24 protein-coding genes are annotated in these 26,126 nt (G+C 73.4%); 12 read left to right on the top strand and 12 right to left on the bottom strand.

The genetic code is table 11. The annotated features are described in order from the left end of the window. Positions 1 to 242: 242 nt before the first annotated feature. Positions 243 to 614, bottom strand: a complete 372-nt coding sequence (locus ACFV04_RS15020) for a winged helix-turn-helix transcriptional regulator (protein ID WP_380529315.1) — start codon at positions 612 to 614, stop codon at positions 243 to 245. 21 nt (positions 615 to 635) lie between these two features. Here ACFV04_RS15020 and ACFV04_RS15015 point away from each other — a divergent pair, with 21 nt between their 5' ends. Next, the gene (locus ACFV04_RS15015; RefSeq protein WP_380529314.1) at positions 636 to 767 is read left to right on the top strand and encodes a hypothetical protein; all 132 of its coding nucleotides are present in this window, start codon (positions 636 to 638) and stop codon (positions 765 to 767) included. Positions 768 to 769: 2 nt separating this feature from the next. Beyond that, positions 770 to 1,609, top strand: a complete 840-nt coding sequence (locus ACFV04_RS15010; RefSeq protein WP_380529312.1) for an SDR family oxidoreductase — start codon at positions 770 to 772, stop codon at positions 1,607 to 1,609. Between the two features lie 300 nt (positions 1,610 to 1,909). Here the strand turns inward: ACFV04_RS15010 and ACFV04_RS15005 are convergent, their stop codons facing one another. Beyond that, positions 1,910 to 3,991, bottom strand: coding sequence for an alpha-galactosidase (locus tag ACFV04_RS15005; protein WP_380346512.1), 2,082 nt, complete (start codon positions 3,989 to 3,991; stop codon positions 1,910 to 1,912). Positions 3,992 to 4,375: 384 nt separating this feature from the next. On the opposite strand from ACFV04_RS15005, the gene ACFV04_RS15000 reads away from it, so the two are divergent. The 5 genes from ACFV04_RS15000 to ACFV04_RS14980 all read left to right on the top strand — a co-directional run bounded on the left by ACFV04_RS15000 (position 4,376) and on the right by ACFV04_RS14980 (position 11,781). Continuing rightward, complete coding sequence (locus ACFV04_RS15000; protein WP_380346513.1) at positions 4,376 to 4,885, top strand: hypothetical protein; 510 nt, start codon at positions 4,376 to 4,378, stop codon at positions 4,883 to 4,885. Further along, positions 4,855 to 6,273, top strand: a complete 1,419-nt coding sequence (locus tag ACFV04_RS14995) for a hypothetical protein (RefSeq protein ID WP_380529317.1) — start codon at positions 4,855 to 4,857, stop codon at positions 6,271 to 6,273. The genes ACFV04_RS15000 and ACFV04_RS14995 overlap by 31 nt, the downstream gene beginning before the upstream one ends. Positions 6,274 to 6,281: 8 nt before the next feature. After that, complete coding sequence (locus ACFV04_RS14990; RefSeq protein ID WP_380529310.1) at positions 6,282 to 7,778, top strand: VWA domain-containing protein; 1,497 nt, start codon at positions 6,282 to 6,284, stop codon at positions 7,776 to 7,778. 62 nt (positions 7,779 to 7,840) lie between these two features. Continuing rightward, positions 7,841 to 8,956, top strand: a complete 1,116-nt coding sequence (locus ACFV04_RS14985; protein WP_380529308.1) for an AAA family ATPase — start codon at positions 7,841 to 7,843, stop codon at positions 8,954 to 8,956. Beyond that, positions 8,953 to 11,781, top strand: a complete 2,829-nt coding sequence (locus ACFV04_RS14980) for a hypothetical protein (RefSeq protein WP_380529306.1) — start codon at positions 8,953 to 8,955, stop codon at positions 11,779 to 11,781. Before ACFV04_RS14985 ends, ACFV04_RS14980 begins: the two co-directional genes overlap by 4 nt. 358 nt (positions 11,782 to 12,139) lie before the next feature. Here the strand turns inward: ACFV04_RS14980 and ACFV04_RS14975 are convergent, their stop codons facing one another. The 3 genes from ACFV04_RS14975 to ACFV04_RS14965 all read right to left on the bottom strand — a co-directional run bounded on the left by ACFV04_RS14975 (position 12,140) and on the right by ACFV04_RS14965 (position 15,519). After that, positions 12,140 to 13,615, bottom strand: coding sequence for a hypothetical protein (locus tag ACFV04_RS14975; protein ID WP_380529304.1), 1,476 nt, complete (start codon positions 13,613 to 13,615; stop codon positions 12,140 to 12,142). A gap of 121 nt (positions 13,616 to 13,736) precedes the next feature. Next, positions 13,737 to 14,966 carry a hypothetical protein gene (locus tag ACFV04_RS14970; protein WP_380529302.1) on the bottom strand — a complete coding sequence of 410 codons (1,230 nt, stop codon included), beginning with the start codon at positions 14,964 to 14,966 and terminating at the stop codon, positions 13,737 to 13,739. A gap of 46 nt (positions 14,967 to 15,012) precedes the next feature. Beyond that, positions 15,013 to 15,519 carry a SigE family RNA polymerase sigma factor gene (locus ACFV04_RS14965; protein WP_380346518.1) on the bottom strand — a complete coding sequence of 169 codons (507 nt, stop codon included), beginning with the start codon at positions 15,517 to 15,519 and terminating at the stop codon, positions 15,013 to 15,015. A 112-nt stretch (positions 15,520 to 15,631) separates the two neighbouring features. Here ACFV04_RS14965 and ACFV04_RS14960 point away from each other — a divergent pair, with 112 nt between their 5' ends. The 4 genes from ACFV04_RS14960 to ACFV04_RS14945 all read left to right on the top strand — a co-directional run bounded on the left by ACFV04_RS14960 (position 15,632) and on the right by ACFV04_RS14945 (position 19,093). Further along, positions 15,632 to 16,129 carry a phosphoribosyltransferase gene (locus ACFV04_RS14960; protein WP_380346519.1) on the top strand — a complete coding sequence of 166 codons (498 nt, stop codon included), beginning with the start codon at positions 15,632 to 15,634 and terminating at the stop codon, positions 16,127 to 16,129. Between the two features lie 168 nt (positions 16,130 to 16,297). Continuing rightward, the gene (locus ACFV04_RS14955; protein ID WP_380529300.1) at positions 16,298 to 17,107 is read left to right on the top strand and encodes a phosphotransferase; all 810 of its coding nucleotides are present in this window, start codon (positions 16,298 to 16,300) and stop codon (positions 17,105 to 17,107) included. A 103-nt stretch (positions 17,108 to 17,210) separates the two neighbouring features. Beyond that, positions 17,211 to 18,308: a serine hydrolase domain-containing protein gene (locus ACFV04_RS14950; protein WP_380529299.1), complete on the top strand. Its 1,098-nt coding sequence runs from the start codon at positions 17,211 to 17,213 to the stop codon at positions 18,306 to 18,308. Beyond that, positions 18,305 to 19,093, top strand: a complete 789-nt coding sequence (locus ACFV04_RS14945; protein ID WP_380529298.1) for a MerR family transcriptional regulator — start codon at positions 18,305 to 18,307, stop codon at positions 19,091 to 19,093. The genes ACFV04_RS14950 and ACFV04_RS14945 overlap by 4 nt, the downstream gene beginning before the upstream one ends. Positions 19,094 to 19,278: 185 nt before the next feature. On the opposite strand, the gene ACFV04_RS14940 is transcribed toward ACFV04_RS14945, so the two are convergent. From ACFV04_RS14940 to ACFV04_RS14910, 7 genes are all read right to left on the bottom strand, one after another. After that, a complete protein-coding gene (locus ACFV04_RS14940; protein WP_360263130.1) occupies positions 19,279 to 19,773 on the bottom strand; it encodes a hypothetical protein in 495 nt (164 codons plus the stop codon). Between the two features lie 117 nt (positions 19,774 to 19,890). Next, positions 19,891 to 20,649: an IclR family transcriptional regulator gene (locus tag ACFV04_RS14935; protein ID WP_380529297.1), complete on the bottom strand. Its 759-nt coding sequence runs from the start codon at positions 20,647 to 20,649 to the stop codon at positions 19,891 to 19,893. A 170-nt stretch (positions 20,650 to 20,819) separates the two neighbouring features. Further along, the gene (locus tag ACFV04_RS14930) at positions 20,820 to 21,152 is read right to left on the bottom strand and encodes a putative quinol monooxygenase (RefSeq protein WP_360263135.1); all 333 of its coding nucleotides are present in this window, start codon (positions 21,150 to 21,152) and stop codon (positions 20,820 to 20,822) included. A 197-nt stretch (positions 21,153 to 21,349) separates the two neighbouring features. After that, entirely contained in the window at positions 21,350 to 22,384 is a 1,035-nt protein-coding gene (locus tag ACFV04_RS14925) for a LuxR C-terminal-related transcriptional regulator (RefSeq protein WP_380529295.1), read from the bottom strand. A 20-nt stretch (positions 22,385 to 22,404) separates the two neighbouring features. Continuing rightward, complete coding sequence (locus ACFV04_RS14920) at positions 22,405 to 22,845, bottom strand: ester cyclase (protein WP_380529293.1); 441 nt, start codon at positions 22,843 to 22,845, stop codon at positions 22,405 to 22,407. A gap of 387 nt (positions 22,846 to 23,232) precedes the next feature. Beyond that, a complete protein-coding gene (locus ACFV04_RS14915) occupies positions 23,233 to 24,138 on the bottom strand; it encodes an NADP-dependent oxidoreductase (RefSeq protein WP_380529292.1) in 906 nt (301 codons plus the stop codon). 158 nt (positions 24,139 to 24,296) lie between these two features. Next, complete coding sequence (locus tag ACFV04_RS14910; protein WP_380529290.1) at positions 24,297 to 25,367, bottom strand: alkene reductase; 1,071 nt, start codon at positions 25,365 to 25,367, stop codon at positions 24,297 to 24,299. A 227-nt stretch (positions 25,368 to 25,594) separates the two neighbouring features. Between ACFV04_RS14910 and ACFV04_RS14905 the strand changes: the two genes are divergently transcribed. Further along, positions 25,595 to 26,125 (top strand): MarR family winged helix-turn-helix transcriptional regulator, encoded by a 531-nt coding sequence (locus ACFV04_RS14905; RefSeq protein WP_380529289.1) that lies wholly within the window; start codon positions 25,595 to 25,597, stop codon positions 26,123 to 26,125. The last annotated feature ends 1 nt before the right edge of the window (position 26,126 follow it).

Genomic DNA, 26,126 nt, shown 5'->3' with positions numbered 1-26,126 from the left:
GGAGATCCTCCTGGTGGGGCCCGCGGTCTTACGACGTCACGGCCCCGCTGCCGGGAACCCCGGCCCGCACGGCCCTCCCGGACGCCGTGCGCGGCCCACATCAGTCATCTGACCGACCGACACGCCTGACGCCGGGCAGCACCCGGGACAGCAGACGACGCGGACAAGGGCGGGAAGGACGTCCGCAGTGGCCCGGCAGCCGGTGGCCGGCGGCCCGTCGGGAAGCCCAGGGCGGGGTGGCGTCAGCGGGCGTCGGGCGGGGACAGGCGGCGGGTGATCCGGTCGAACAGGTCGGTCAGGGGCTCGCCGAGCTCCCGGCCGAACTCCGTGAGCCCGTAGGTGACCTGGGGCGGCGTGGTCGGCTCGACCTCCCGCCGGACCAGGCCGTCCTGGACCAGGGCGCGCAGGGTCTGGGAGAGCATCTTCTCGCTGACGCCCCGGATGCTCTCGCGGAGTTCGTGGAACCGCAGGTCGTCGTTCCGCAGGGCGATCAGCACCCAGACACCCCACCGGCTGGTCACGTGGTCGACCACGGCCCGTGCGGGGCAGTCGGTGTGAAACACCTCATAGCGCTTCACCGGAGCGGGCCGCCCGAACTGCACACCTTCCGTCATGTCATGAGCTTACCTAAAGGTATGTCCTTACGAAATGTAAGCCTGGCTCCTACTGTCATCGCCATCGACCGCGTCGAGCGCACGGAGCACACGGAGCACACGGAGCGCGTCGACGACACCGAGAACACCGAGGACATCAGGCAAGGGAGCTGATCATGATCGTGGTGACCGGGGCGACCGGAAACGTGGGCCGGCCGCTGGTACGGGCGCTGGCGGACGCGGGCCGGGAGGTGACGGCAGTGTCCCGGCACGCCGCCCAAGTACCGGACGGCGTACGCCACTTCGCCGCCGACCTGGCCGAACCCGCCGGCCTCGAACCCGCACTGGCCGGGGCGGAGGCACTGTTCCTGCTGCTCTCCGGAGACCTGCACGCCGCCGGAGCCGATCCGGCCGGCATCATCCGGCGCGCCGCTGCGAGCGGGGTCCGACGGGTCGTCCTGCTCTCCACCCAGGGCGTGTCGACCAGGCCCTTCGGTCCGACCCGGATCGCGATGCGCGAACTGGAGGACGCCGTGCGGCAGTCCGGGACGCAATGGGCGGTCCTGCGGCCAGGAGGCTTCGCCTCCAACGCCCTGTGGTGGGCAGGGTCCGTCCGCGACCGGCGGACCGTTGCCGCGCCCTTCGGCGACACCGGCGTGCCGATCATCGACCCGGCGGACATCGCCGAGGTCGCGGCCGCCTGCCTGCTGGACGACCGGCACAGCGGCGGCGTGTACGAGCTGACCGGCCCGGAGGTGATCACGCCGCGCGGGCAGACGGCGGCCATCGCCGCCGCGCTGGGCTCGCCGGTACGGTTCCACGAACTCACCCGCGACGAGGCCAAGGCGGCGATGGTCCACAGCATGCCGGCGGAACTCGCCGACGACACCCTGGACATCCTCGGTTCTCCCGACCCGTCCGAGCTGCGCGTCAGCCCGGACGTCGAACGGGTCCTCGGCCGGGCCCCGCGGCGGTTCGCCGAGTGGGCCGTCCGCCACGCCGACGCGTTCTGCTGAGAACGGCGAGCCGGCCCCGACGGGCATCCGGCCACCCCGGCAGGGTGAACCGGGGTGACCGGGGCAGCGTCGTACGGCTGCGGGGCAGGGTGGGCGGTCGGGACGGGGCCCGACGCCGAAGGCCCTGCCCTGCGGAAGCCGTGGGCCGGCTGGGCCGGCGTGCGGCCGGCGTGCGGCAGGCATGCGGCAGGCATGCGAGAGGTCCCGCGCCCCGGGAACGGCGCGCGGGACCTCGGTAGGAGGGCGGCATCCGGTGGGCCCGGGGCCGCCCTCACGACCTGGCTGGGAGGAACTACACGATCACGACAGGACGCTCCAACTCTGCCCGGGGGCCGCGCCGTTCACGGCCTCGGTGGTCACCGTCGAGCCGGCCGTGCCGCCGACGGCGCCGAGCGCGAGGCCGGTCGCGACGTTGGTGATGGTGAGCGCGCCGGTCGCGGCGTTCCCGCCGACCCGCCACTCCTGCCACGCGTTGCCCGGCGTGTAGTCCAGCAGGTAGGCGCTGTTGCCGGCCGCGGTGCCCGCCGACAGCACGGTGTGGGCGTGGGTGGCCGTGTCGCAGTTGTCGCTGATCCGCACGGTGCCGTCGGGGTTGGCCGTGAAGGTCCACTGCTCGGAGGTGTGCGTGGGCCACCAGGTGTTGACGTCGGCGGGGGAGGTGAGCGGCGAGCTGCACGTACCGGCGACCTCCAGGACCAGGCCTGCGGTGCCGCCCGCGCCCAGCGCGTGGTACTTCCCGTCACCCACGACCGCCGCCGGCACGGTGCCGGCCTTCGGCGTGAGCCGGAACATCGCGACGCCGTGCGGGGCCACCCAGGCGCCGCCGACGGTGCCGCCGGCCGCGACCGTACCGGTTGTGCCGGTCCACAGTTCCTTGGACGTGAACGCGCCGGTCAGCCCCAGCGCGGTCAGGTCGCTGCCGATCGTCCGCCAGTTGTCCGGGTCCTGGTTGACCAGCAGCACGGCGGTGTCCCCGTTCGCCAGCTGCCGCTTGAGCACGACCGGTGCCCTGGGGTCCGTCGGCGCGGCGCCGACCAGCGTCGCGGGCTTGGCGAGCGCGTCCTGGTCGACGGCGATGACATCGGCGTTCTTGAGGACCGCCAGGCTCGACGCGCCGATCCCGGTGGACCAGGTGGCACCGTTCGCGCTGTGCTGCGACTGAGCGGCGGTGCGCAGGTCGGCGCCGGAGATCAGCGGGGCGGCGAGCATCGACAGGACGGAGGTCTCGGTGCGCGACTCGTCGTCGGTGAACGGCTTGTGGCAGGTGCAGGTGTCGGTGGTGCCGTAGAGGCCGTACACGTCGTTCCAGCCGGTGAACATCATGTCGAGGTCGTTCCAGCTGCCCGGGCGCACGTTGCCGGGGTACTGCAGGGCGGTGCGCAGCTGCCCGTTCCACAGCACGCCGTCGAGTTCGCTGTCGCGGTCCCCGCCGATCCGGCACAGGTTGGCCACCTGCCCGCACCACACGCCCGTCGGGGCGTAGCCCGGCGCGGTGAACGGCGCCGTCCCGGCGCTGAGGACGACGGGGTCGGTGCGGGCCGGGTCGGCCGGGTCGAGGAGGTGGGGCACGCCGGTGTGGGCGGGCTGGGCGGAGACGCTGAGGGTGACCTTCGGGCGGCCCTGGGCGGCGGAGGCGGCGTCGAGGGCGTGCTGGAAGGTCTGCACGCGGGTGTAGACGGAGCGGGTGAGTTCCTTGCCGATGCCCTGGGTGCCGTAGTCGTGGCCGTCCGGGCCGGTGATCGGCGGGCCGTAGGGGCAGTCGTCGTACTTGACGAAGTCGACGCCCCAGGCGACGAAGTCGGCGGCGTCGGTGGTCTCGTGGCCGAGGCTGCCGGGGTGCATCTGGCAGGTCTCGTAGGTGTCGGTGGCGTAGAGGCCGAACTTCAGGCCCTTGGTGTGCGCGTACCGGGCCAGGTACTGGATGCCGTTGACGGTCCGGCCGTCGACGGTCTGCGAGGGGAAGTGGTCGGGGCGCGGGACGAGGTGGCCGGAGGTCGGGTCGTTGCCGGTGCCGTCGGTGCCGCTCACCGGGTTCCCGGCGGCGTCGTAGAGCTGCATCGATCCGCTCGGGGTCCGGACGAAGTCGGTGCTCTGGCCGTCCCGGTGCCAGAGCGACCAGCCGTCGTCGATGGTGACGGTGTCGTAGCCGGCGGCGACCAGGCCGTTGGCGGCCATGAAGTCGATCGTCTGGACGACCTGTTCCTCGGTGACCTCGGTGCCGAGGGAGTTCCACGAGTTCCACCCCATGGGCGGGGTGAGGGCGTTGCCGTTGCCCAGGGCGGCGGCCGGGGCGGCCGTGCCGAGGGCGAGGGTTCCGAGGCCGGTCGTGGCGAGTGCCAGCGCGAGCAGGGGTGCCGCGAGGCGGTGCGGGAGCAGGCGCACGTGCGCTCCTGTGGGGGGTGTGGGGGTGTGTGGGGGTGTCATGTGGCGTCGCGCGGTGCCGTGGGGGGCGGCGGGCCGGTCACGTGTCGCCGGGCGGGGCGTTTGAACGTTCCAATCGGGCGGCGCGGCCGCACGGCGGACGTGACCCCCGGTCCGCGGACCTCGACCCGCGAACCAGTGACATGTGCCATTTCACATGCCGCACCGGGGCGCCGTCAACGGGGTGCGCAGCAACGGCCGTTGACCCGCCCCGACAGGGCGTCAGTCAGAGGGTCACGACCGCCGGGCCCGGTGACGACCGTCGGTGTCAGTGGCCACCACTACGTTCATCACCACAAGCGCCGCCGTTGCGGCGTACGTTCCCCCGAATCCTGAGGAGATGGTGTGCTTTCGCCTGCCTGGGAGAATGCGAGTACGGCCCGGGTGGTCCCGCCCGTCCGGCCGCGCAAGCTCGCCAAGGTCCCGTTCGTGGAGCTGGCCGACGGACGCCTGCAGGGCGTCGTCTCCAGCGGCTCGGACATCGGCCGGGTCTACGTGTCGGCCATCGCGGCCGGCACCTTCGAGTTCGCGTGCAGCACCAACAACAACCGGCCCTGCGGCGGTGCCAGGGGCAGCTACTGCAAGCACCTGGACGCCCTGATCACCGAGGCCGTCGAGCAGTTCGGCGGCGAGCGCGTCGCCCGCTACCTGCGGGTGGACACCGGCGCGCAGAGCCCCAGCGCCCGGGACATCGGCGGCACGATGACCGCCGCCCGCCCGGCCAAGGCCGCCGCGTCCCCGGCTGCCGCGGTGTTCGCCCGGTTCCTGAACCACCTGGAGTACCTGGAGCACGCCCCGGTGACCGCTCCGCTGCCCGACCTGCACTGGTTCCCGACGACGCGGGCGGTGGCGTGATGCGCACCGACGTCCTCTCCTCGCCGGTCGCCGGTCTCGACGAGGCCCTCGCCGTCGTCGACGCCTTCGACCGGGTGCTGACGGACGGTCTGCTCCGCCCGCAGCCCGCCCAGGCCCGGGCGCTCGCCGATCTCGCCGGTGCCGTCGCGGCCTCCCCGCTCGCCGCCACCGTCGCCGCGGCCGCCGAGAAGGCGGCCGCCGGTGCCGCGGACGAGGAGCACCTGCTCGCCCTGGCCGCGGCCCGTACCGCGCTGCTCGGCGCCGCGCACGACGCGCTCCGGCAGGTCGTCGCCGAGGCGACCGGCCGCACCACCGCCGCGTGGACCGCCCCCGCCCCCGCCACCCAGGACACACCGAACCTGCTGTCCGCGGCCCGGGCCTGGCTCGCCGACCTGGCCCGCGCGGGCTGGCACGGCATGGACCACGACCTGGTGGCCGGCTCGGCGCAGGTCGTCACCGCGATGCTCCCGGATCCGGACCTGCGCCGACTGGCGGTCCTGCTCGACGGGTTCGCCGGTGAACTCGCCGCCTGCTGTCCCGGGGCCGGTCTGGAACGCGTGCCGGTGCGCCGGTGGGCGGACCTGTGGTCGCGGGCCCTGCTCCTGACGCACCCCGGCATGACCGCCGCGCCGAGCACCGGGACGGTCACCGGCCGACTGCTGCCGCTCGGCGTCGACCTGCAGGAGCACGCGACCGCCGCGCAGGCCCAGGTCCTCGCGGTGTTGGAGCCCGCCGACGGCTCCGCGCCGCGACTGGTCCGGGCCTCCGTGTCGGCCCCGAAGCCGGACAGCGTCGTCGGCGCCGGGATCTGGCAGCTGCTCCGGCCGCGGCTGTCCCTCCTCGCCGCGGCCGGCGACGGCCGCGCGATGACGGTGACGGACCTGCCGGTCACCGCCGAGGGCGACCTGCTGTGGCGTGACGAGTGCGCGCAACCCGCAGCCCCGGCCGACCCGTTCGCGACCGCCCGAGCCGTCCTGCCCACCGCCCTCGACGCGCCGCTCGCGCCACTGGAGCGGCACCCCGTCCGGCTGGCCGCACCCGTCCTCGTGGAGGGCTACACCGCCCACGAGGACGACGGCGTGCTGACGTTCACCCTGGCCGGCCACCCGCTGACCGTCGACACCGGCCGGATCCCGGCGGCCTCGCCGCTCACGCCCCAGGCCGTGGCCGCGTCCACCGCGTGCATCGGCCTGCTGCGCTGGGACGCCGGGGCCTTCGCCCTCCAGCCGCTCGCCGTGGAAACCACGGTCAAGCGCCGGACGGTGGGCGTGCACGCCGGCGCGTGGGCGGGCGGGACCACCGACAAGGCCGGCGCCAAGGCCGAGGCGGCCGCCACCGACACCGTGGCCGTGCTGCGCGAACGCGCCGGGAAGCTGCTGCGGAAGTGACCGAACCGATGACCGCACCCACCCCGGCGCCCGAGGGCACCCCCGTTCCGGATCCCCACGGCAGCCCCATCCCGGATCCCCACGGCACCCCCCTGTCGGGGCTCAGCAGCCCACCCACCGCGGACTCCGCCGAGAACCGCCGTCAGGTGCTGTACTGGCACCTCCTGGCCCGCCTGTTCGACCCCGCGGAGCAGCCCGCCCTGGAGACGGCCGGCCTGGCCGTCGTCGAGGACATCGGTCTGCCCGCGGGCCTGTTGGACCCGCGCGTCTCCGTCGACTCCCTCGTCCAGCGCCATCCCCGGCTGGCCGCGGAGATCGAGGGCCTGATGACGCCGGACACCGGCCCGGCCGACCCGGCCGGCCGTGACCGCGCCGCCGAGGTCCGACGCGCGGCCCTGTACTCCAAGGTGCTCCTCAACACCTTCGCCACCGGCTCCGGCGCGGTGAGCGCGGGTCAGCTGTCCCGCTGGCAGTCCGACGCCGCGTGGCTGGAGCGCGCGCTCGGCTGCCAGCCGGGCGAGCTGCGCGCCGGCCGCCGCACCGGCGCGGGCGCCGCGTCCACCGGGACGGGCGCCGGCACGGGCTCGGGGAACCCGGACCTGTCCACGCTCCTCCCCGTGATCGGCCCGGAACTCGCCGGCCTCGAAGCCGACCTGGTCAAGCGGATGCGCCTGCGGGAGGTCCTCGCCGACCACAAGCTCGCCTCCCGGCTCACCCCGAGCATGTCCCTGATCGAGCAGTTGCTGCACGACAAGGGCAATCTCGACGGTGTGGCGCTCGCCAACGCCAAGAAGCTGATCCGCCGCTTCGTCGACGAGGTCGCCGAGGTGCTGCGCACCCAGGTCGAGAAGGCCACGGTCGGGGAGATCGACCGCTCCGTGCCGCCGAAGCGGGTCTACCGCAACCTCGACCTGAAGCGCACGGTCTGGAAGAACCTGCCCAACTGGAACCCGGACGACGAGCGGCTGTACGTCGACCAGCTCCACTACAAGCGGACCGCCCGCAAGACCACGCCCCAGCGGCTGATCGTGGTGGTGGACCAGTCCGGCTCGATGGTCGACTCCATGGTCAACTGCACCATCCTCGCCTCGATCTTCGCCGGCCTGCCCAAGGTGGACGTCCACCTGGTGGCGTACGACACCCGCGCCGTCGACCTCACCCCCTGGGTCCACGACCCGTTCGAGACCCTGCTGCGCACCCAGCTCGGCGGCGGCACCGACGGCACCGTCGCCATGGCGCTCGCCCGGCCCAAGATCGCCGAACCGGTCAACACCGTCGTCGTATGGATATCCGACTTCTACGAGTGGAAGTGCGACGAGCTGTTCGAGCAGATGGCCGCCGTGCACCGCTCCGGGGCGAAGTTCATCCCGGTCGGCTCGGTCACCAGCTCGGGCCGCGGCAGCGTCAACCCGTGGTTCCGCGAACGGTTCAAGGACCAGGGCACCCCGGTGCTCTCCGGCCACATCGGCAAGCTCGTCCACGAGCTCAAGACCTTCCTCACCTGACCCGGCGCCCCGCGCGCCGACGCACACCTCCCCTGACCCCGCCGCAGAAAGGCGCCCGCCCGATGTCCGACATGCTCCGCGCTCCCGCCGAGACCAAGTACGCCGACGAACTGGACTACCTGGAGTCGGTCGACACCGACCCGAAGCCGTCCACCTGGCGGCTGTCCCCGAAGATGATCCGCACCTTCGTCCTCGGCTCCGACTCGTCCGACGGCCCGGGCCGCGAGATCGCCCAGAAGTGGTTCGGCGACCGCGGCGTCGTCGAACGCGCGATCGTCACCCTCGCCTCCGACCGCGGTCTCCTGCTCATCGGCGACCCCGGCACCGGCAAGAGCTGGCTCGCCGAACTGCTGGCCGCCGCCGTCTGCCGCAACTCGACCCAGGTCGTCCAGGGCACCGCGGGCACCACCGAGGACCACATCAAGTACTCCTGGAACGTGTCCATGGTGATCGCCAAGGGCCAGTCCCGGGAGTCGATGATCCCCTCCCCGATCATGACGGCGATGGAGACCGGCACCATCGGCCGCTTCGAGGAACTCACCCGCTCCACCAGCGACGTCCAGGACGCCCTGATCTCCATCCTGTCCGAGAAGTACGTCTCGGTGCCCGAACTCGGCGGCGAGGACGGCATCGTCTTCGCCAAGCCCGCCTTCGCGGTCATCGCCACCGCCAACAGCCGCGACCGCGGCGTCAACGACCTCTCCTCCGCGCTCAAGCGGCGCTTCAACTTCGTACAGATCCCGGTCGTCACCGACAAGGCCAGCGAGGCGGAGATCGTCCGCTTCCGCACCGAGGAACTGCTGCGCCGCCACGACCTGCAGCTGGACGTGCCGCCCAGCCTCCTGGACGTGCTCCTGCGCAGCTTCGGAGACCTGCGCGACGTCGCCGCGACGGCGGGCAGCGACGACGAGCGGCTGGAGTCCGCGCTCTCCACCGCCGAACAGATCGGCGTGCTGGAGGACGCCGTCCTGCACAGCGACTTCTTCGGCGACCGCACGCTCACCGCCCGCGCCCTCGGCTCCTCCCTGGTCGCCTCGCTCGCCCGCCGCACCCCCGAGGACTCGGCCATCCTCACCAAGTACCTCACCGGCGTCGTCGGCCCGCGCAGCCGGCAGGAGGGCGGCGAATGGCCGCAGTTCCTCGACGCCGGCCTCGACACCCTCAAGGCGCTCGCATGAGCGGCGCGACCACCCGGGTGCCCGCCGGCGGCGGGCACCCCGCACCCGACACCTTCGCCGCCCTGCGCACCCAACTGCACGACGCCGCCGTCGAGTTCGCCGGAGGACCCGGCGCCCTGGACGGCATCCTGCACGGCCTCGTCGACGACGTCGACCGCGCCCTGCGCGAGCCGATGGAGATCTTCCCCGTCTGCCACCACTCCCCCGCCTCCGCCACCGCCATGGCCCGCCGGCTGCGCGCCAAGCAGCCCAGGACGGTGTTCCTGGAGCTGTGCGAGGACATGACGCCGGTCCTCACCGAACTGCGCAACTGCCGCCTGCCGGTGGCGGTCCAGGCGTTCGCCACCCGCATCGACGGGTTCCCCGCCGACTGGGCGCCGCTGTCCGTCGTCGCGCCGATCACCGAGGCCTCCGCCGAGTACCAGGCCATCGCCTACGCGCTGGAGACGCCCGGTGTCGACCTGATCCTCGTCGACCGGTCCAGCGACCACGTCTTCCAGTGGCAGCCCCGGCCGGACGCACCGGCCGAACCCGCCGCGGGCGAGGAGGAGTCCGCGCTGCACGGCGACGCCGTCGGCGTCGAACTCGGCGACCTGCGACCCCGCTTCGCCGACCTGGAGAAGCACCTCCTGCGCCACGGCAACGTGCGGCACTGGTCGGAGTGGTGGCACCAGTACGTCGAGGTGCCGCTCGGCGACGCCGACCACGACACCTACCGGCAGGTCATGTTCCTGATCGGCAGCCTGTTCCGCCGGCTCGCACCCGGCGACCCGGACCGCGTCCGCGTGGACGAGGACCGCGAACGGTACATGTGGACCCGCATCCGCGAACACCTGGCCGCCACCGGCGCCGACCCGGCCGACAGCGTGTACGTCTGCGGCGCCTTCCACGCCGCCGGCCGCGTCGCCGAGTTCGGACTCCACGGCTCCGACACCTTCACCGTCACCCCGCGCACCGCCACCGAGTGGCAGTACGGCCTGATCCCCTCCAGCCACTCCGCCATCGAGGCGCAGTTCGGCCTCGAACGCGGCTCCGTGTCCATCGCCGCGACCCAGTGGGCGAAGAACCTCAAGCGCACCCGCACCCAGCCCTACCGGCTGAAGGGCCAGGCCGGTGCCAAGGCGGGCGCGAAGGCCGGAGCCACCTCCGCCCGGGCAGGCAAGGCCGCCGCGCCCACGCCGGTGACCGACACCGACGCCACCGACCAGCTGTCCCGGTTCCTCCAACGCCCGCCCGCCCTCGACCGGCTCGACCAGGAGGAACTGCTCGGCTGGTCCGTCGACATCGTGCGCGCCGCCCGCGGCAACGGCTACCTCGCCTCCACCGCCGACGCCATCGCCGTGTACGAGACCGCCATCCTGCTCGCCGGGATGCGCGACCGGGCCAAGCCCACCCCGTACGACTTCGAGGACGCGGCGGTCACCTGCATCGAGAAGGACACCGTCCCCGGCCGGCGCGACGTCCGCCGCCTCGTCGAGATCATGATGGGCGGCGACCGGATCGGCCAGGTCGGCTACGAATCACTGCCACCGCTCGCCCGCGAGGTCCACGACCGCCTCGCCCCGCTCGGCCTGAACCTCCAGGCCCGCGGCGTCAAACGGGCCCTGCTCGACCTCAAGTCCGACCCCGACCTGCGGCCCTGCTCCGACGTGCTCTGGATGCTGCGCCACCTGATCCCCGACGCCGCCCGCCCCATCATGGGCGAACGCACCCTCGGCGAGACCTCGGTACAGGAATCCTGGGACGTCTCCCTCGGCACCCACCAACGGGCCCTGATCCAGCTCGGCTACGAAGGTGTCAGCCTCGAACAGGTCCTCGAACAGCGACTGCGCCGCGACGCCAACTCCCCGCAGGCCGACGCCGCGGTCGTCCTGCGGACCGTCGAGGACGCCACCCGCTACCTGGGCAGTCGCCGGCTCGCCGACGAACTCGGCACCCGGGCACTGGAGGCGCTGTCCACCGAACGCAGCGTCGACGGCGCGCCCGAAGTACTGCGCCGGGTGCGGAAGCTGCTCGCCTTCTACCGCACCAGCGAACCCGTCCTCCCGGAATGGATCGAACGGTTCGCCAAGACCGGGTATGCGCACTACTGCACCCTGCTGCCGACGGCCTTCACCGACGAGGCGGCGACGGTGCGTCAGGTCGCGGCGACCCTGGGCTTCCTCTTCGGCATGGAGAGCCTGGCGCTCTCGCTCGGCAGCGACCGCACCCAGCTCGAACTGGCCGTCGCACAGTCCCACCCGGAGGAACCGTCGAAGGTCGCCCTGCTGTGGGCCGCACAGGTCCACCTCGGCCACCTCACCCGCCATGACCTGCGCGAACGCTGCGCCGAACTGCTCGGCAACCCGCTCATGCTGCCCGCCTACCCCCGCTACCTCAGCGGGCTCCTGCACGCGCTGGAGCCCGTCCCGGGGCTGGTCGACCTCGTCGTCGAAGCCGTCTCCAACGCCTTCGCCCGACTGCCCGACCCGGTCCTGCTGCCCTGGCTGCCCACCCTCATCACCACCCTGCGCGCCGGCGGCGCCGACCTGGCACCCCTGCTGACCCGAGAAGCCGGACGCCTCTTCCCCGGCCGGCTCCCCGCCCTGGACGCCTGGGTCCCGCCGTGGCGCGCGCCGGCGCCCGAACCGGCCACACCCGGCATCGAACCCGCCGGCCGGGGATCCGCCCTGCTCGCCACGCACCCCGGCACCTGCGACGCCCTCGCGGACCTCCTCGGCTGCGACGGCACCTGGGCGGCACCGGGCACCCCGACGGGCTCGGCCCTGCTCCGCCGGCACCCCGGCACGGCCGACGCGCTCGCACTCCTGCTCGGCGCGGCATGAGCCGGCACGCCGGGCCGACGGAGGGCTGAGCCGCCGGCGAAGGGACGGGCCGTCCGCCCGGGACGGGCCGTCCCGCTACGGGCCGTACCGCTACAGGCCGTACCGCTACAGGCCGTTGACGCGGCCCGGTTCGCACCGGGCGTCGATCCCGGCGCTCTCCGCCTCGCTCGGCCGCGCGTCCAGGGCGACACCGGTGACCTGCCGGGCACGGGTGCGGCCACCGTTCGATCGTCGTGCGTTGTGGCGACAGACGAAGATCAACCGATGGCCGTGGGCCAGAGCGTATCCCCTGTCCGGTGACAGTCGGTATTCGACGGCCTGAGCGGAGATCCGGACACACGCACTCGCCGCTTGACGACTACACACCCGCTCGGGTCAGCAGCCGGTCCATCTGCTCGACGGGAACGAACGGCGACGCGGCAGCGGCCTCCGCGACGAACTCCGAGGAGTCGGCGAGGAGGCGGAGCAGAGAGGAGAGCGGGAGGTTGCGGTGCTGCGCAACCGCGCGGCGGACTCGCACGTCGGGGTCCGTGGCCAGCTTCTGGGCGACTTCCGGGGGCAGATCCGGGTCGCGGGGCGCGAAGGAGCGGAGGCGGGGCTCGGGGTCGGTGGCGAAGCGGCGCAAGGTTTCCGGGGGAAACGTCAGGACCTCCGCCTTGTCCCACCAGAACGTGAACTTGTCCCGTCTACGGTAGCGGCGCTCGATGGCCTCGGCCGTCGCGAGGTCGACCAAGTGCGGGGCGGCGTACGCCATGGCGAGCCGGACGATCTCCTCCTCGTCGTCGAGCAGTCGGGCCACCGCATCGACAGGAAGAGCCTTGCCGCCGGCAGCCGCTGAGACCCGGAAGGCCACATGGGGCGAATCGACGTGCGGCAGCGGATCGGCCCTGACCCAGTCCAGGCGCAGGATCCGCAGTTCCATGGGTGCGGAGGCGTCCATGCACCACTGCAGGAGCGCGTCATCGTCGGCGTCGGGGCCCGGGTCGACCAGCGCGTGCGCAAGCTCGTGGACCGAGGCGTGGATCTCCGCCCGCACGTGCTCCGGGGTGTCGGGCCGGGCGAAGACGTTCACCCGGACGCGCAAGGACGGATCGACGGCGAGGACGTCGCGCACGTTCGGCGGCACATCGGGATGCCGGGCCAGTTGGGCGCGCACCTCGCCGTCCGGGTCCTCGGCGAGCGACCGGAGCGTGTCCGCGTCGAGAACCGCGTGGACCACCGCGCCCGCCCGGGTCCCCGGGTCCGCCAGCAGTGCCGGCACCAGGTCTGCGGGCGGTACCGGATGCGGAAGGCACGCGAAGTAGGTGGCGCAGGCCGCGGCGCGGACCGTGGCCGCCGGATCGGTCAGCAGGATCCGGCGGACCGCTTCCGGCGCCTGTGTCCAGTGCTTCGCCAACTCGGCGCGCACCGCGGGGTCGGGGTCGGCGGCGAGACGGAACCGGAGGTCGGACGGCGTGTGGTCGTTCCTGGCGAGCTCCTCGCGCACCTTGGGCTCCGGATCGTCGATGAGCCGCTCCAGCACCGCCCTCGGTGCGGTCGCTGCCCGGCTGACGAGCGCGGACCGCACGGACTTGTCCCGATGGGCGGCCAGCTGGATACGGAACCGGTCCGGCAGCCGGTCGTTGAGCGCCAGGCTGTGCAGGAGCCATTCGTCGTCGAGCGCGATGATCTCCGCGATCATGTCCTCCGTGAGGTCCGGGCGCCCCGCCACCCGTCCCCAGCCCCGCCGCCATCCGAACATCCGCCGGACCATGGGAGCCGGCAGGGCGGAGTTCACGGCCAACCCGTCCATCACCGCGTCGAGGTGAACCGGGGTCAGGGCATCAGCGTCCATGCGGCCAGGATGCCAGGCACGCTCCGGCGCGCCGCCGCCGGGTCACGGCCGGCAATTCCGTTCCCCGGCGTGCCGGGGCCGGACGGCCTGCTGACAGGCTGCCTCGTGATCCAGGGGCCGGTCAGGGGCGCCAGGCGGGGGCGGTGGCGATGGCCCTGAGTTGGTCGACCGTCAGGGCCGGGGTGCCCGGGAGTGCCTGGGCTTCGCTGGTGCCGTTCCATTCGGTCGCGAGGACGCGGGTGCCGTCCGGGTGCAGGACCTCCACGCTCCACCACAGTGTCGGGCCTCCGCCGGTCTTGGTCGCGCCGGTCTCCCGTACCAGCACGCTCGACCCGTCCGGGGCGTGCGTGAGGGTGCCCGACGTGTCCTGCTCGAACGCCTCGCGTTCGCGGGCCGCTTCGGCCTTGTCGCCCGGGCGGGGCTGGATGTGGACGGCGAGCATGCTGGTCCGGCCTTCCAGGGTGAGCGAGAGGTGGGCCTGGCCCGGGGTGTGCTGCGCGGCGCCGCTGTCCGTGACGGCGCCGGGCGGGAGCAGGGTGGTGGCGGTGGCCAGGATCTGCGCGGGCGCCGGTCCGGACGCGGCGGGTGCGGTGCCCGTGGTCCCGGTCGGGGCGGGGTTGGCGAAGACCGGGTTCCAGGCGCTGCTGGTGACGGCGGCGACGAGCTGTGCGCTGGTCAGCGGTGGGGCGGGGCGGGACAGCGGGGGCCCGAAGCTGGTGGAGTTGACCTCCCAGATGCCCACCTGGCGCCCGTCGGTGCCGGTGTAGGTCGCCTGCCACTTGGTGACCTGGGCCTGCGCGTCGGGGGCCAGTTTGTCGACCACCACGATGCCCCCGTCGGGCAGGACGGTGCGCTCGCAGCCCTCGCTCGGTGCCTCGACCGGGTCGACGCACTGGGTGCCCCGGGTGGCGTCGGTGATCGGCAGGGCGGCGCGGTTGATGGTCAGGTTCACCATGCCGGCGCCGTTGCCGTCGTCGTAGAGCAGGAACGCGGACGGCGGCAGGCCGGGGACGGGCCCGTCACCGACGCCGTTGCCGTTCGTGGCGCCGATCCGGCCGGGCGGCAGGACGGAGGTGAGCGTGTCGGTCATGAACCGGGCGGTGATCTGCTCGGGCCACCCGGCGGTGGGTGCCGTGGCGGTGCCGGTGCCCGCGTCGGCGCCCGGGTGCCACACGGCCAGGGCGACGACGGCGGCCGCGGTGAGGGCCGCGCCGCCGGTCAGCACCGCCTGGCGGCGCCGGTGCCGGCGGTGGTGCCGGCGGGCGCCGTCGGCGAGGCCGGCCGCCGACGGGGCGGGGGCCAGGTCGGCGGCGTCGCGCAGGAGGCGCGCGAAGGTGTCGTCCGGGGACATGCCGTGACTCCTCATCTCGTTCGTGGGTGCGGTGGACGCGGTTCGGTCAGGAGCGGGCGAGGTCGTCCAACTCCGTGCCCAGCACGGCACGCAGCCGCGTCAGGGCGCGGGAACTGCGCGACCGTACGGCGCCCGCGCTCAGCTGCAGGACGTGCGCCGTGTCCTCGACGCTGCGGTCCTCCCAGAAGCGCAGGACGAGGACGGCCCGGTCCGGCGGGGGCAGTTCGCCCAGCGCCCGCAACAGGGTCAGGCGCAGGGCGGGGTCGGAGTCGGCGACCGCGGCCTCGGCGAAGGTGTCGGTCACGTGCTCGGTGCTGCTGCGGCGCCGGCGGTGGGACAGGAAGGTGTTGACCAGGACGGTCTGGGCGTAGCCTGCGGGGTTGTCCAGGCGCGCCACGCGGCGCCACTTCCCGTAGAGCTTGCCGAGGGCCTCCTGGGCGAGGTCCTCGGCGAGGTACGCGTCGCCGCCCGTCAGCAGGAAGGCGGTCCTGACCAGGTGCTGCCCCCGTGCCGCGGCGAACTCCCGGAAGTCCGGGGTGGTTGAGCGGTCCATGTCTCTCTAACGCGGTGGGGGCCGGTTTTCGTCGCACGCGCGCTCGTTCTGCTTCCGCTCCCCGGCGTGCCGGTGCTCCCCGCCCGGCCGGCGGCCGAGGACACTGGGCGCTGTGACTGACGTGCGCGAGACCTTGGATTACCAGGAATTCGGTCGGGTGGTGCGCGAACTCGCGCAGACGATCGCCGACGACGGGTACGAGCCCGATCTCATCCTGAGCATCGCCCGTGGCGGTGTGTTCGTGGCCGGCGGTCTTGCGTACGCGCTGGACTGCAAGAACATCCACCTCGTGAACGTGGAGTTCTACACGGGCGTGGGCACCACCCTGGAGATGCCCGTCATGCTGGCGCCCGTCCCCGCAGCGATCGACTTCACCGCCAAGAAGGTCCTGATCGCCGACGACGTCGCCGACACGGGCAAGACGCTGAAGCTGGTGCACGACTTCTGCCTCGGTCACGTCGCCGAGGTGCGGTCCGCCGTCATCTACGAGAAGTCGCACTCGCTCGTGAAGTGCGAGTACGTGTGGAAGCGGACCGACCACTGGATCGAGTTCCCGTGGTCGACGCAGGGGCCGGTCGTCAAGCGCGACGGCCAGGTGCTCGACGCCTGACCGGCCCGGGGCGCCCCCGGCGGAAGCGGCTCGTTCCTCGCCCCCGTCGCGTTCACCGGTGACGGGGGCGAGCAGCAGGTGGTGCATGATGCACGGCATGAGTGGACGGGTGGTCAGCAGTCGGGAGCGGGGGCCTGCCGGTCGCAGCGGCGGCCACGGGGGCTCCGCATGACGGCGTCGCGGCGGTCGGACGGGGACGCGCTGGCGGGCGGCGGCGTCAACCACGTCGTGCGGGTCGGTTCGACGGTCCGGCGGCCCGCGGGTCCGTGGAGTCGCACGGTCCAGGCCCTGCTGGACCACCTGGGGGAGGCGGGGTTCGCCGGTGCCCCGCGAGGGCACGGTTTCGACGCCGAGGGCCGGGAGGTCCTCGATTTCGTCCCCGGTCGCGTCGCCGGTTACCCGCTGCCGGACCACGTGCGGTCGGACGCGGCGCTGCGGGCCGTGGCGGTGATGCTGCGCGCGTACCACGACGCCACCGTCGGCTTCGTGCCTGCGGCGGACGCCCGGTGGTACTTTCCCGCCCGTGAGCCGGCCGAGGTGATCTGTCACGGCGACGTCGCCCCGTACAACTGCGTCTTCCGCGACGAGCGGCCGGTCGCGTTCATCGACTTCGACACCGCCCATCCCGGTCCGCGCGTCTGGGACCTCGCCTACGCCGCCTACCGGTTCGTGCCGCTGACCGATCCGGGCAACGAGGACTTCACCCTCCCCGTCGGGGAGCAGGTGCGCAGGCTGCGGCTCCTCGCGGACGCCTACGGGCTGGACGACGGTGGTCGCGCGGCACTGGCCGACACGGCCCGGCACCGCCTGGAGCACCTGGTACGTCACATGCGCGGGCAGGCCGAGGCCGGCTCCGCGGCGTTCGCCGAGCACGTCACCGCCGGGCACGACGCCCTGTACCTCACCGACGCGGCGCACATCGCCCGTCACACGGCAGCCTTCACGCAGGCGCTGAGCCGGACCGCGCCGCAGCGGTGACACTGTGAGCCGGATCACGGTTGAGGTTGACCTCGGGGCAGGGTGGAGGCTCGTCGCAGCGGCAGGACGCCGCACCGGGCACCACCGAGGCGAAGGAGCAGCCATGTCCACCGATCTTTCCGGTCAGGTCCTGAATCGTCCGCAACTGCGGGCGGCGGTCGATGAGTTGATCGAGTCCGGATTCCTCGGGGTCCAGGTCCGGGTGAACGACGAGCGGGGCGAGTGGGTCGGCGGTGCCGGCGTCCGCGAGCTGGGCGGGAGCGCCGAGGCGCTGACGAACGGACACTTCCGGATCGGCAGCAGCACCAAGAGCTTCGTCGCCACCTCGGTGCTGCTGCTGGTGGCCGAGGGCCGAATCGGCCTGGACGTCCCGGCCGCCGGTTACCTGCCCGAGTTCGGGCTCGACCGGCGGATCACGGTGCGGATGCTGCTGCAGCACACCAGCGGGATCTTCAACCACACCGGCGAGCTCTACGAGGACGGGACGGTCGTGCTCGGCGTTCCCTGGCAGGGCAAGGAGTGGGTGGACAACCGGTTCAGGACCTATCTGCCCGAGGAGCTGGTGCGGTTGTCGCTGTCCAGGCCGGCCCGGTTCGCGCCGGGGACGGGCTGGAGCTACGCGAACACCAACTACGTGCTGGCCCGGCTGGTGGTCGAGCGGGTCACCGGCCGTCCGTTCGCCGAGGAGGTGCAGCGGCTGGTCCTGGGACCGCTGGGCATGACCGGCACCCGTGCGCCGGGCGCCTCGCCGGAGGTCCCGGAGCCGTACAACCACGGCTACTACCGCTACGAGGACGCCGGGCGGGAGCGGACGGTCGACGTCACCCGGCAGAACCCGACCTGGGTCGGCGCCGGCGGGGACATGATCTCGACCACCCGGGACCTGCACACCTACTTCTCCGCGTTGATGGGCGGCAGGCTCCTGCCGGCCGAGCTGCTGGCCGAGATGCGCACCCCGGAGGCGACCGTCGGCTACGGCCTGGGGGTGTTCGCGCAGGACACCGCGGCCGGCACCGTCTTCCACCACAACGGCGCCACCATGGGGTCGGCGGCGCTGATGTACGGCGCCCCCGACGGCAGCACGACCCTGACCGCCGGGCTGACCTGGGTGGACGACGCCGACCTGTCGATAGCCCCGGCGTTCCGGGCCGCCCAACAGCGTTTCGTCGACGCGGTGTTCTGCGGCAACCTGGGCCGATGAGGAACGCAGCGGGGAACGGGGTGACGATCGGGCAGGCGGCCGCGTTCGTCGGCGTCACGGTGAAGACGGTGCGGCACTACCACAAGCTCGGCCTGGTCGCGGAGCCGGACCGGGACGGCTCCGGCTACCGGCGTTACGGCTCCGGCGAGTTGCTGCAGCTGGTGCAGGTGCGGACCCTGGCCACCGCAGGCGTCCCGCTGGCCGGGATCGGGCCCGTGCTCGACTCCGACGCCGAGCGGTTCGGCGCCGAACTCGCCGACGTCGAACGGCAGCTCACTGCGCGTATCGACGAACTCGTCGCCCGCCGCGACACGCTGCGCCGACTCGCCGACGGCGACCGGGCCCTGCTGCCCGACCGGGCCTGCGCGGTCCTGGCCCGGATGGCCGACCTCGGCTTCGGCCCCGACTACGTGGCCGCGCAACGCGAGGCCCTGGTCCTGGCCCGGGCGCTGGTGCCGGAGGGCTTCGACGGCTTCCTGTCCCAGCTCGAACACGGGCTGGACGACCCCGTACACATCGAGCTGACCAAGCGCGGCTGGGAGGCCGAGAGCTGGGAGCCGGACGACCCGCGGATCGAGGAACTCGCGACCTCCATGGCCGAGCACTACCTCGCCGACCCCGCGCTGCTCGGGGACCCCGCCAGCCTGCGGGCCTGGGCCAAGGCCTCGGCCCAGTACGAGCTGATCAACGGCCACCGCGGGGACCGGGCACCGGTCGCGGCCCGACTGACCGCGCTCACCGAGTCCAAGCTGCGCTCCGCGGGCGGGCCCGTGCCGCACCGCTGACGAGGCCCGCGTGCCCCGGGGGCGGAGAACGACGGTTCCCGAGAACGGTCGTTCTCCGGGCGGCGGTTACCGGAACGGCCGTTCCCCGAGGCGTTCCCGAAGCGTTCCCCGAGGTGGTGGTGTTCCCCGAGGCGTTCCCTGGGCGGTCGCCGAGGCGGTCACCGACGGCCGGAGGGCGGGATCCCTCACCCCGCCGTCAACTGACGGTGGGTGACCCGGACGACCTCGTGCCAGAACGGCGCGGCTGACAGGTAGCCGCCGAGCGCGGCGAGCACGCCGAACGACACGTCGACGCTCACCCGGCCCTGCTCGGCCCAGTAGACGTCCTGCAGGTCCAGCAGCAGCGCGAACTCGTCGGTGATCAGGGCCGCGCCCGCACCGTAGACGGCCGCCACCGCCGGGTGGCCGACCGCCTGCTCGTCACCGCGGACGGCCACCAGGCCGACGCCGGCCAGTGCCGCGATGCCGAGGTTGTAGTGGTGCAGGTGCTTCCCGCCTGCCGAGACGTCGCCCCACGGCAGCCAGCCGCCCTTGATCCCGTGCGTGATGAACCGCACCGTGGCGAAGGTGGTGCCGAACGCGGCCCACATGACCACCAGCGACCGCTTCGTCGGCGTCAGGTGCCGGTCCGCTGCCCGCCGCCACGCGCCCACCAGCCGCGCAGGTGCCGCCGTTGCCATGCCGCCGACCTCCGACCGCCGTCCGGTCCCCCACGGCCGACGCTAACCGACGTGGTGCCGGCCCACCCCCCGACTGCCGCGGCCGCGGGGGGCGGGTGGCCACCCGGACGGCCGTCGTCAGGGCAGGGCGAGCGGCGAGGCCTCCCGGGCGGCCTGCTTGACGGCGGCGATCAGCTGGTGCCGGCGGGCCCGCAGGTCCTCGGGCCGGACGGACAGCGACACGCTCCCGATCACGGCACCGTTCGCCCCGAGCACGGGGGCGGCCAGACAGGCCAGCCCCGGCCGGGCCTCCTCGACGTCCAGGGCGACGCCGATCCGGCGGATCCGCCGCAGCTCCCGGTCGAGCCGTTCGGCGGAGGCGATGGTGTGCGGGGTGAACCGGTGCAGCCCCGGCTGTTCGAGGTAGCGGCGGCGCGCGGCCGGCCCGGCGGCGGCCAGGGCGATCTTGCCGTGCGCGTAGGCGTGCGAGCGGGGGTCGACGCCGACGGTCAGGTCGACCGGCTCGGCGCCCTCGGCGGCCGCGGTCCGCACGTCCGCGATCACCAGACCGTCGCCCTGGTAGGCCACGTAGTTCGCGGAGGCGTGGGTGGAGTGCCGCATGCGCGCGAGCACGCCGTCGATGCCGTCGGCGAGGCCCATCTGCTGCCGGAACGCCCGGTGGAGGGCCGAGATCCGGTACCCGAGGGTGTAGCCGCCGTCGGTGCGCACCAGGTAGCCGCGCTCGGTGAGCGGGGCCAGGAGGGTGTAGACCGTCGACAGGGCGCAGCCGAGCGTACGGGCCAGGGCCTTGGCCGGGACCGGCCCGTCGGCCTGCGCGACGAGTTCCAGCACCTCCAGGGTGCGGTCGGCGGCGCGCGGCCCGGTCTGGCCCGCCATGGCGAACGCTCCTCCTGCTGGTCTTCCGTGACCCGTCCAGTGTGCCGGTGGGCGGACCGGGACGACCGACCGGCCCCCGGGTACGAGCGTCCCGGGGGCCGGGACCCGGGCTCGGGCGCCGGGCGGCGGGCGGCGGGCTCGGGCGGCGGGGTCAGGCCCGGGGCTCGGGCTCAGGACTCGTGGGGCGAGATCTCCCCCATCAGGTCCCAGCCGTCACGCTCCGGGAGGTCGATGCTGATGATCTTCGGCTTGGCCGCGACCGCGCCGGACAGCGTCTCCATCGCCTGCCGGAAGTGCGCCGACTCGACGTGGGCCCGGCCGGCCTCGCCGTCGCGGAACCCCTCCACCAGGACGTACTCGTTCGGGTCGTCCATGCTGCGGGACCAGTCGAAGAACAGGTTGCCCGGTTCGGCGCGGGTGGCCTCGGTGAAGTCGCGGACGATGTCCGGCCACTGCGCGGCGCGCTCGGGGCGGACGGGGAACTTCACGGTGATGAAGATCATGGAGGTCCTTCGGATCGGGGAGGACGGTCGGGTCCTCACCCTGCCCGAGCACCGGCCGGCACCGGAAGCAAGCGGCGCCGCGATTCCACCCATGCCGGAATCGCGCCGCGAGTCGGGTCACGAGCCGCGCCGCGAGTCGGGTCGCGTGTCGGGTCGCCCCGGGTCGGGAGTTCGACCGGGCCGGCCGGCGCCCCTCCCTACGCGGCCCCTGACAGGTCGGCCAGCACGACGGCGACGAGTTCGCGGCGGCTCCGGACACCGAACTTGTCGAAGACGGCGGTCAGGTGTTCCTGCACGGTGTTGGCGGAGATGTGGAGTTCGTCGACCAGCTGGCGGGTGGAGTGCCCCCGGATGACCAGGGCTGCGACGCGGGTCTGGGCGTCGGTGAGTCCGTGGGCGCTGAGCAGGACCGCTCCGAGTTCCGCCGGTCGGGCCGGTTCCACCACCACGCCGATCTGCCGGCCCAGGCGGCTGGTGTGCAGGGCGAGCCACCGGCCCGAGCGCCCGCGGACGCGGACGGTCGAGGGCACCGGGCCGGCGGCGGCCGCGAGCACGCTGACCGGGAGCAGGCCGGCGTCCTGCCGGTCGCCGTCGGGGAAGTCGGTCAGCCACTGCTCGGCCTCGGGGCTCATGGACACGGTCCTGAGCGCGGAGTCGAGCAGGATGAGGCCCACCCCGTCCGGGCCCGCGGTGGCCTCCGGGGGCGGTGCTGCGGTCACCGCCGTGCGCAGGCCGGTCGCCAGCACCGGTGCGATGCGCCGGACGAGGGCGATCTCCTCGTCGGTGAAGCCCGGGGAGGAGTCCTCCCGGTGCAGGCAGAGCACGCCCCAGCAGCGGTGTCCGGTGACCAGCGCGGCGCGCAGTTCGTCGCCGAGCCCGAGGGGGGCCATGATCTCCCGGTAGCGGGCGCTGTCCCTCCGGTTGCCTTCGGTGGCGCGGTCCAACGAGCCGGCCGGATCCGCCGCCCGGGCGAGGCCGGCGAACTTGTTGACGTCCGCGCGCCCGAACTCGTTGTCGAGGAAGAGCGCCGTCGCGGGGCCCAGCGGGTCCTCGGCGGTCGCCGAGGTGAACAGCAGGGTCACCGGATCGACGGTCGCGGAGAAGGCCGCCTCCGCCGGTACCACCCGGCGCAGCCGGCCGAGGATCTCCGTGCCCAGCGCGGCGGTGTCCAGCCCGCCTTGGCACCGTCGTTCGATGTCGGCGAGCCGCCGTTCCACGGCCGCACCTGCCACGAACACGACTTTACTCCCGACTACTCCGGGCCCTGGACGAGCCCGAGCTGGCGCAGCAGTCCCAGGTCGTCGAGCCGACCCCAGCGTTCGACGATGCGGCCCTCCCGGAGCCGGAAGATGTTGATCCCCCGGAGCGTGACGGTGCGGCCGGTGGCCGGCGCGCCGAAGATCTCGCCGAGCTGGGTGCCGGTGGCGCTGAAGCGTTCCACGACCATGTCGTTCTCGGCGACGAGGAAGTCGGGCGTGGAGTGCCAGTCCGGGAAGGCACCGCGGAACAGGGCGGCGGCCCTGCGCATGCCCTCACGGCCGGTGTCGGGGTCGACCGGCGGGTCGTGGTCGAGGAAGTCCTCGGCGAGGTACTCGTCGACCGCCGCGAGGTCGCCCTTGGTGAACAGTGCGTCGATGAAGGCACGCACGATCTCTCGGTTGTCTGCGGTTCGGGTCTTCTCGATGGTGTCCATAGCCACAGTCTTCGACGGCGCCCGGGCTCCCGGTACCCCAGAAAGCTGGGGTTTCTCCCCACGCACCCGGTCAGGTCGCCGTGGTCGTGCGAGCCCTGGGCCGTAGGGGGGCGGTGGCCTGACATTCGCGAGCATCGCCGAGGCCGGGGTGGAGCGCTCGCCGGAGGCACCTCTCGGCGCGGTCGGTGCACGCTCCGTGAGCTGCTAGTATTCCTGTTGTCGCGAGGGAGAATGATTCCTCGCCAGGCGTCAGCGGTGCTACCAGAGCACGTCCTACTTTCAGTAGGAAGAGTCCGTGCGATCCGGGCCTGGCGCTCCACAGTCGGAAAGGGTCCGGCACCTCCCCAGGTGCCGGACCCTTTCCGCGTTCCCTCCCGTGACTGCCGGTCAGGGCAGGAGGACCACCTTGCCGCGGGTGCGGTGGGCTTCCAGGTCCGCGTGCGCGGTAGCGGCCTGGTCGAGCGGGTAGGTGCGGCCGATCGGCAGGGTGAGCCCGCCGGCCGCGGCCAGTCGCACGAGCTCCGGGAGGGGGTCGGTGGTCTGGTCGCCGGCGCCCGCGCTGAAGCGCACGCCGTGCTGTCGCGCGGACATGTCGGCGATGGTGATGACCGCGCCCGGGTCCCCGGTCAGCGCCACGGAATCGGCGAGCACGCCCGCGCCCGCCGCGTCGAGGACCAGGTCCACACCGCCGGGAACGGCGGCGTTCACCCGCTCGACCCAGCCGTCGCCGTAGCGGACCGCGGTCGCCCCGAGCGCGGTGACACGCTCGATGTCCGACTCGCCGACCGTGCCGACCACCGTGATGCCGCGGGCGACGGCCAGCTGCACCGCGATGACGCCCACGCTGCCGGCGGCGCCGTGGACCAGCAGCGTCTGGCCCGCCTGAGCGCCGAGCTGCCCCAGCACCCGGTGCGCCGTCCGGCCGACGGTGACCAGCGCGGCGGCCACCTCCCAGGACATTCCCTCGGGCTTGGCCACCGGCCGCTCCAGCAGGGCGTACTCGGCGTAGCCGCCGCCCACGGCGGCGCCGAGGACCTCCTCCCCCACGGCCACGGCCGCGCCCTCGCCGACCGCGTCCACGACACCGGACGCGTCCAGGCCCGGGATCACCGGAAAGTCCACGGGGGACGTCCCGGCCATCAGGCCGGAGCGGACCTTCAGGTCGAGCGGATTCACGGAGGCGGCCTTGACCTTGATCCGGACCTGGCCCGGGCCGGGCTCGGGCACGGCGACCTGCGACAGCCGCAGGACCTCGGGCCCGCCGTACTCGGAGAAGGTGATTGCAGTGGACATCGTGAACTCCCAGGTGGTGACGGGTGGAGATGACTGGAGACGGAGGGGGACGGGCAGGACGGACGGCGGCCGTGGGACCAGGGGACCGCACGGACGGTGTCCGGCCGCGCGGCCACGCCGGTGGCTCCGCCGGTCGGGCAGCCGGAGCGGTCAGGCAGTCAGGCGGTCAGGGTGGGGTAGTCGGTGTAGCCGCGGTGGTCGCCGCCGTAGAAGGTGGCCGTGTCGGGGGTGTTGAACGGGCCGCCGGCGGCCAGGCGGGCCGGCAGGTCGGGGTTGGCGAGGAAGAGCGCCCCGAAGGCGATGATGTCCGCGGTCCCCTCCTCGACCAGGGCCAGTGCGTCCGGGCCGGTGGCCTCGGGGTGGGTGAACGGGTTGAGGACGAGGGTGCCGGTGAACCGCTCGCGCAGTTCCAGGGTCAGTTCGCGGTCCGGGCCCTCCAGCACGTGCAGGTAGGCGAGGCCGATCGGCTCCAGCGCGGCCACCAGGGCGCGGTAGGTGTCGCGGTGGTCGTCCTCGGCGATGTCGTTGTACGGGTTCGCCGGGGAGATCCGCAGGCCCACGCGGTCGGGGCCGATCGCCTCGGCCACGGCGGTGACCACCTCGACGGCGAAGCGGATCCGGCCCTCGACCTCGCCGCCCCAGTCGTCGGTGCGCCGGTTGGCGTTGGTGGACAGGAACTGGTGGACCAGGTAGCCGTTGGCGCCGTGGATCTCCACGCCGTCGAACCCGGCCTCGACGGCGGCGCGGGCCGCGGCGGCGAAGTCGTCGACCGTCCGGCGGATCTCCGCATCGCTCAGCTCCTTGGGCGTCACGAAGTCCTTCGGCCCCTCGGCGGTGTAGACCTGGCCCTTCGCGGCGACCGCCGACGGGCCGACCGGCACCAGGCCGTCGGGCAGCAGGCTGGGGTGGCCGATCCGGCCGGTGTGCATCAGCTGCGCGAAGACCACGCCGCCCTCGCGGTGCACGGCGTCGGTCACCGTCCGCCACGCGGCGACCTGACCGGGCGTGTGCAGGCCGGGGGTGTCGGGGTAGCCCTGGCCGACGGCGGAGGGCTGGATGCCCTCGGTCACGATCAGTCCGGCGCCGGCGCGCTGCGCGTAGTAGGTCGCCATCAGCTCGGTGGGTTCGGCGCCGGGGCCGAAGGCCCGGCTGCGGGTCATCGGCGCCATCGCGATGCGGTTCGCCAGGTGCTTGCCGGCCAGGACGATGGGATCGAACGCAGTGGTCATGGTCATTCCCTCGGGAGAAGGGGTGCTGTGCGGTCCGGGTCTTCCGGACCCGCACCCGGGGTGGTTACCTGCTCGAACAAGTAAACCTCGGGAATCCCTTCCTGGAGAACGATGTGATCCAGGTCACATGCCCTGAGCTGCTTTTATGCCACACCCAGCCCGGACGAACCGCGGGGAGGCGCATCGGAGAGTAGAGTTCTCCTGTTCAAGCAGTGAGTGAGGAAGCGATGACACAGCCCACACCGGCAGGCCGACCGACCCCCGAAGGACGGGAGGCCACCGTCCCGCTGCCCGCCGCGGCCGGGGGTGGACCGGTCAGCCACGCGATCTTCCGCCTGGCCCGCCTGCACCGCATGCACGCCGGACAGCTCCTGCGCCCCCTCGGCCTCCACCCGGGCCAGGAGCTCGTCATGATGCAGCTGTGGGAACTCGGCGCGCAGCGCCAGAGCGACCTCGTACGGCTGCTCGACTCCGACGCGGCCACCATGACCCGCACCGTCCAGCGCCTCGAACAGGCCGGCTTCGTCCGCCGCCGCCCCGACCCCACCGACCGGCGCGCGTCCCTCGTCGAACCCACCCCCGCCAGCCAGGCCCTGCGCCACGAGGTCGAACGGGTCTGGACCCAGCTGGAGGACCTCGTCGCCGCCGACCTGAGCGCCGACGAACGCACCGACGCCCGGCACACCCTGGAACGCCTGGAGCACAACCTCGCCCAGGCCGCCGCCGACCCCGACCGCGCCGCGGACACCGGGCCCTGAG

The organism is Kitasatospora sp. NPDC059599, from assembly GCF_042735125.1.
Taxonomy (GTDB): domain Bacteria; phylum Actinomycetota; class Actinomycetes; order Streptomycetales; family Streptomycetaceae; genus Kitasatospora.
Note: the sequence above shows the minus strand (reverse complement) of the source record. Positions and strands in the feature narration are given on the sequence as shown.

Coding starts and splice junctions, on each gene's coding strand:
- ACFV04_RS15020 (WP_380529315.1), bottom strand. CDS start 614: ATGACGGAAGGTGTGCAGTTCGGGCGGCCCGCTCCGGTGAAGCGCTAT.
- ACFV04_RS15015 (WP_380529314.1), top strand. CDS start 636: ATGTCCTTACGAAATGTAAGCCTGGCTCCTACTGTCATCGCCATCGAC.
- ACFV04_RS15010 (WP_380529312.1), top strand. CDS start 770: ATGATCGTGGTGACCGGGGCGACCGGAAACGTGGGCCGGCCGCTGGTA.
- ACFV04_RS14990 (WP_380529310.1), top strand. CDS start 6,282: ATGACCGCACCCACCCCGGCGCCCGAGGGCACCCCCGTTCCGGATCCC.
- ACFV04_RS14985 (WP_380529308.1), top strand. CDS start 7,841: ATGTCCGACATGCTCCGCGCTCCCGCCGAGACCAAGTACGCCGACGAA.
- ACFV04_RS14980 (WP_380529306.1), top strand. CDS start 8,953: ATGAGCGGCGCGACCACCCGGGTGCCCGCCGGCGGCGGGCACCCCGCA.
- ACFV04_RS14975 (WP_380529304.1), bottom strand. CDS start 13,615: ATGGACGCTGATGCCCTGACCCCGGTTCACCTCGACGCGGTGATGGAC.
- ACFV04_RS14970 (WP_380529302.1), bottom strand. CDS start 14,966: ATGTCCCCGGACGACACCTTCGCGCGCCTCCTGCGCGACGCCGCCGAC.
- ACFV04_RS14965 (WP_380346518.1), bottom strand. CDS start 15,519: ATGGACCGCTCAACCACCCCGGACTTCCGGGAGTTCGCCGCGGCACGG.
- ACFV04_RS14955 (WP_380529300.1), top strand. CDS start 16,298: ATGACGGCGTCGCGGCGGTCGGACGGGGACGCGCTGGCGGGCGGCGGC.
- ACFV04_RS14950 (WP_380529299.1), top strand. CDS start 17,211: ATGTCCACCGATCTTTCCGGTCAGGTCCTGAATCGTCCGCAACTGCGG.
- ACFV04_RS14945 (WP_380529298.1), top strand. CDS start 18,305: ATGAGGAACGCAGCGGGGAACGGGGTGACGATCGGGCAGGCGGCCGCG.
- ACFV04_RS14940 (WP_360263130.1), bottom strand. CDS start 19,773: ATGGCAACGGCGGCACCTGCGCGGCTGGTGGGCGCGTGGCGGCGGGCA.
- ACFV04_RS14935 (WP_380529297.1), bottom strand. CDS start 20,649: ATGGCGGGCCAGACCGGGCCGCGCGCCGCCGACCGCACCCTGGAGGTG.
- ACFV04_RS14930 (WP_360263135.1), bottom strand. CDS start 21,152: ATGATCTTCATCACCGTGAAGTTCCCCGTCCGCCCCGAGCGCGCCGCG.
- ACFV04_RS14920 (WP_380529293.1), bottom strand. CDS start 22,845: ATGGACACCATCGAGAAGACCCGAACCGCAGACAACCGAGAGATCGTG.
- ACFV04_RS14915 (WP_380529292.1), bottom strand. CDS start 24,138: ATGTCCACTGCAATCACCTTCTCCGAGTACGGCGGGCCCGAGGTCCTG.
- ACFV04_RS14910 (WP_380529290.1), bottom strand. CDS start 25,367: ATGACCACTGCGTTCGATCCCATCGTCCTGGCCGGCAAGCACCTGGCG.
- ACFV04_RS14905 (WP_380529289.1), top strand. CDS start 25,595: ATGACACAGCCCACACCGGCAGGCCGACCGACCCCCGAAGGACGGGAG.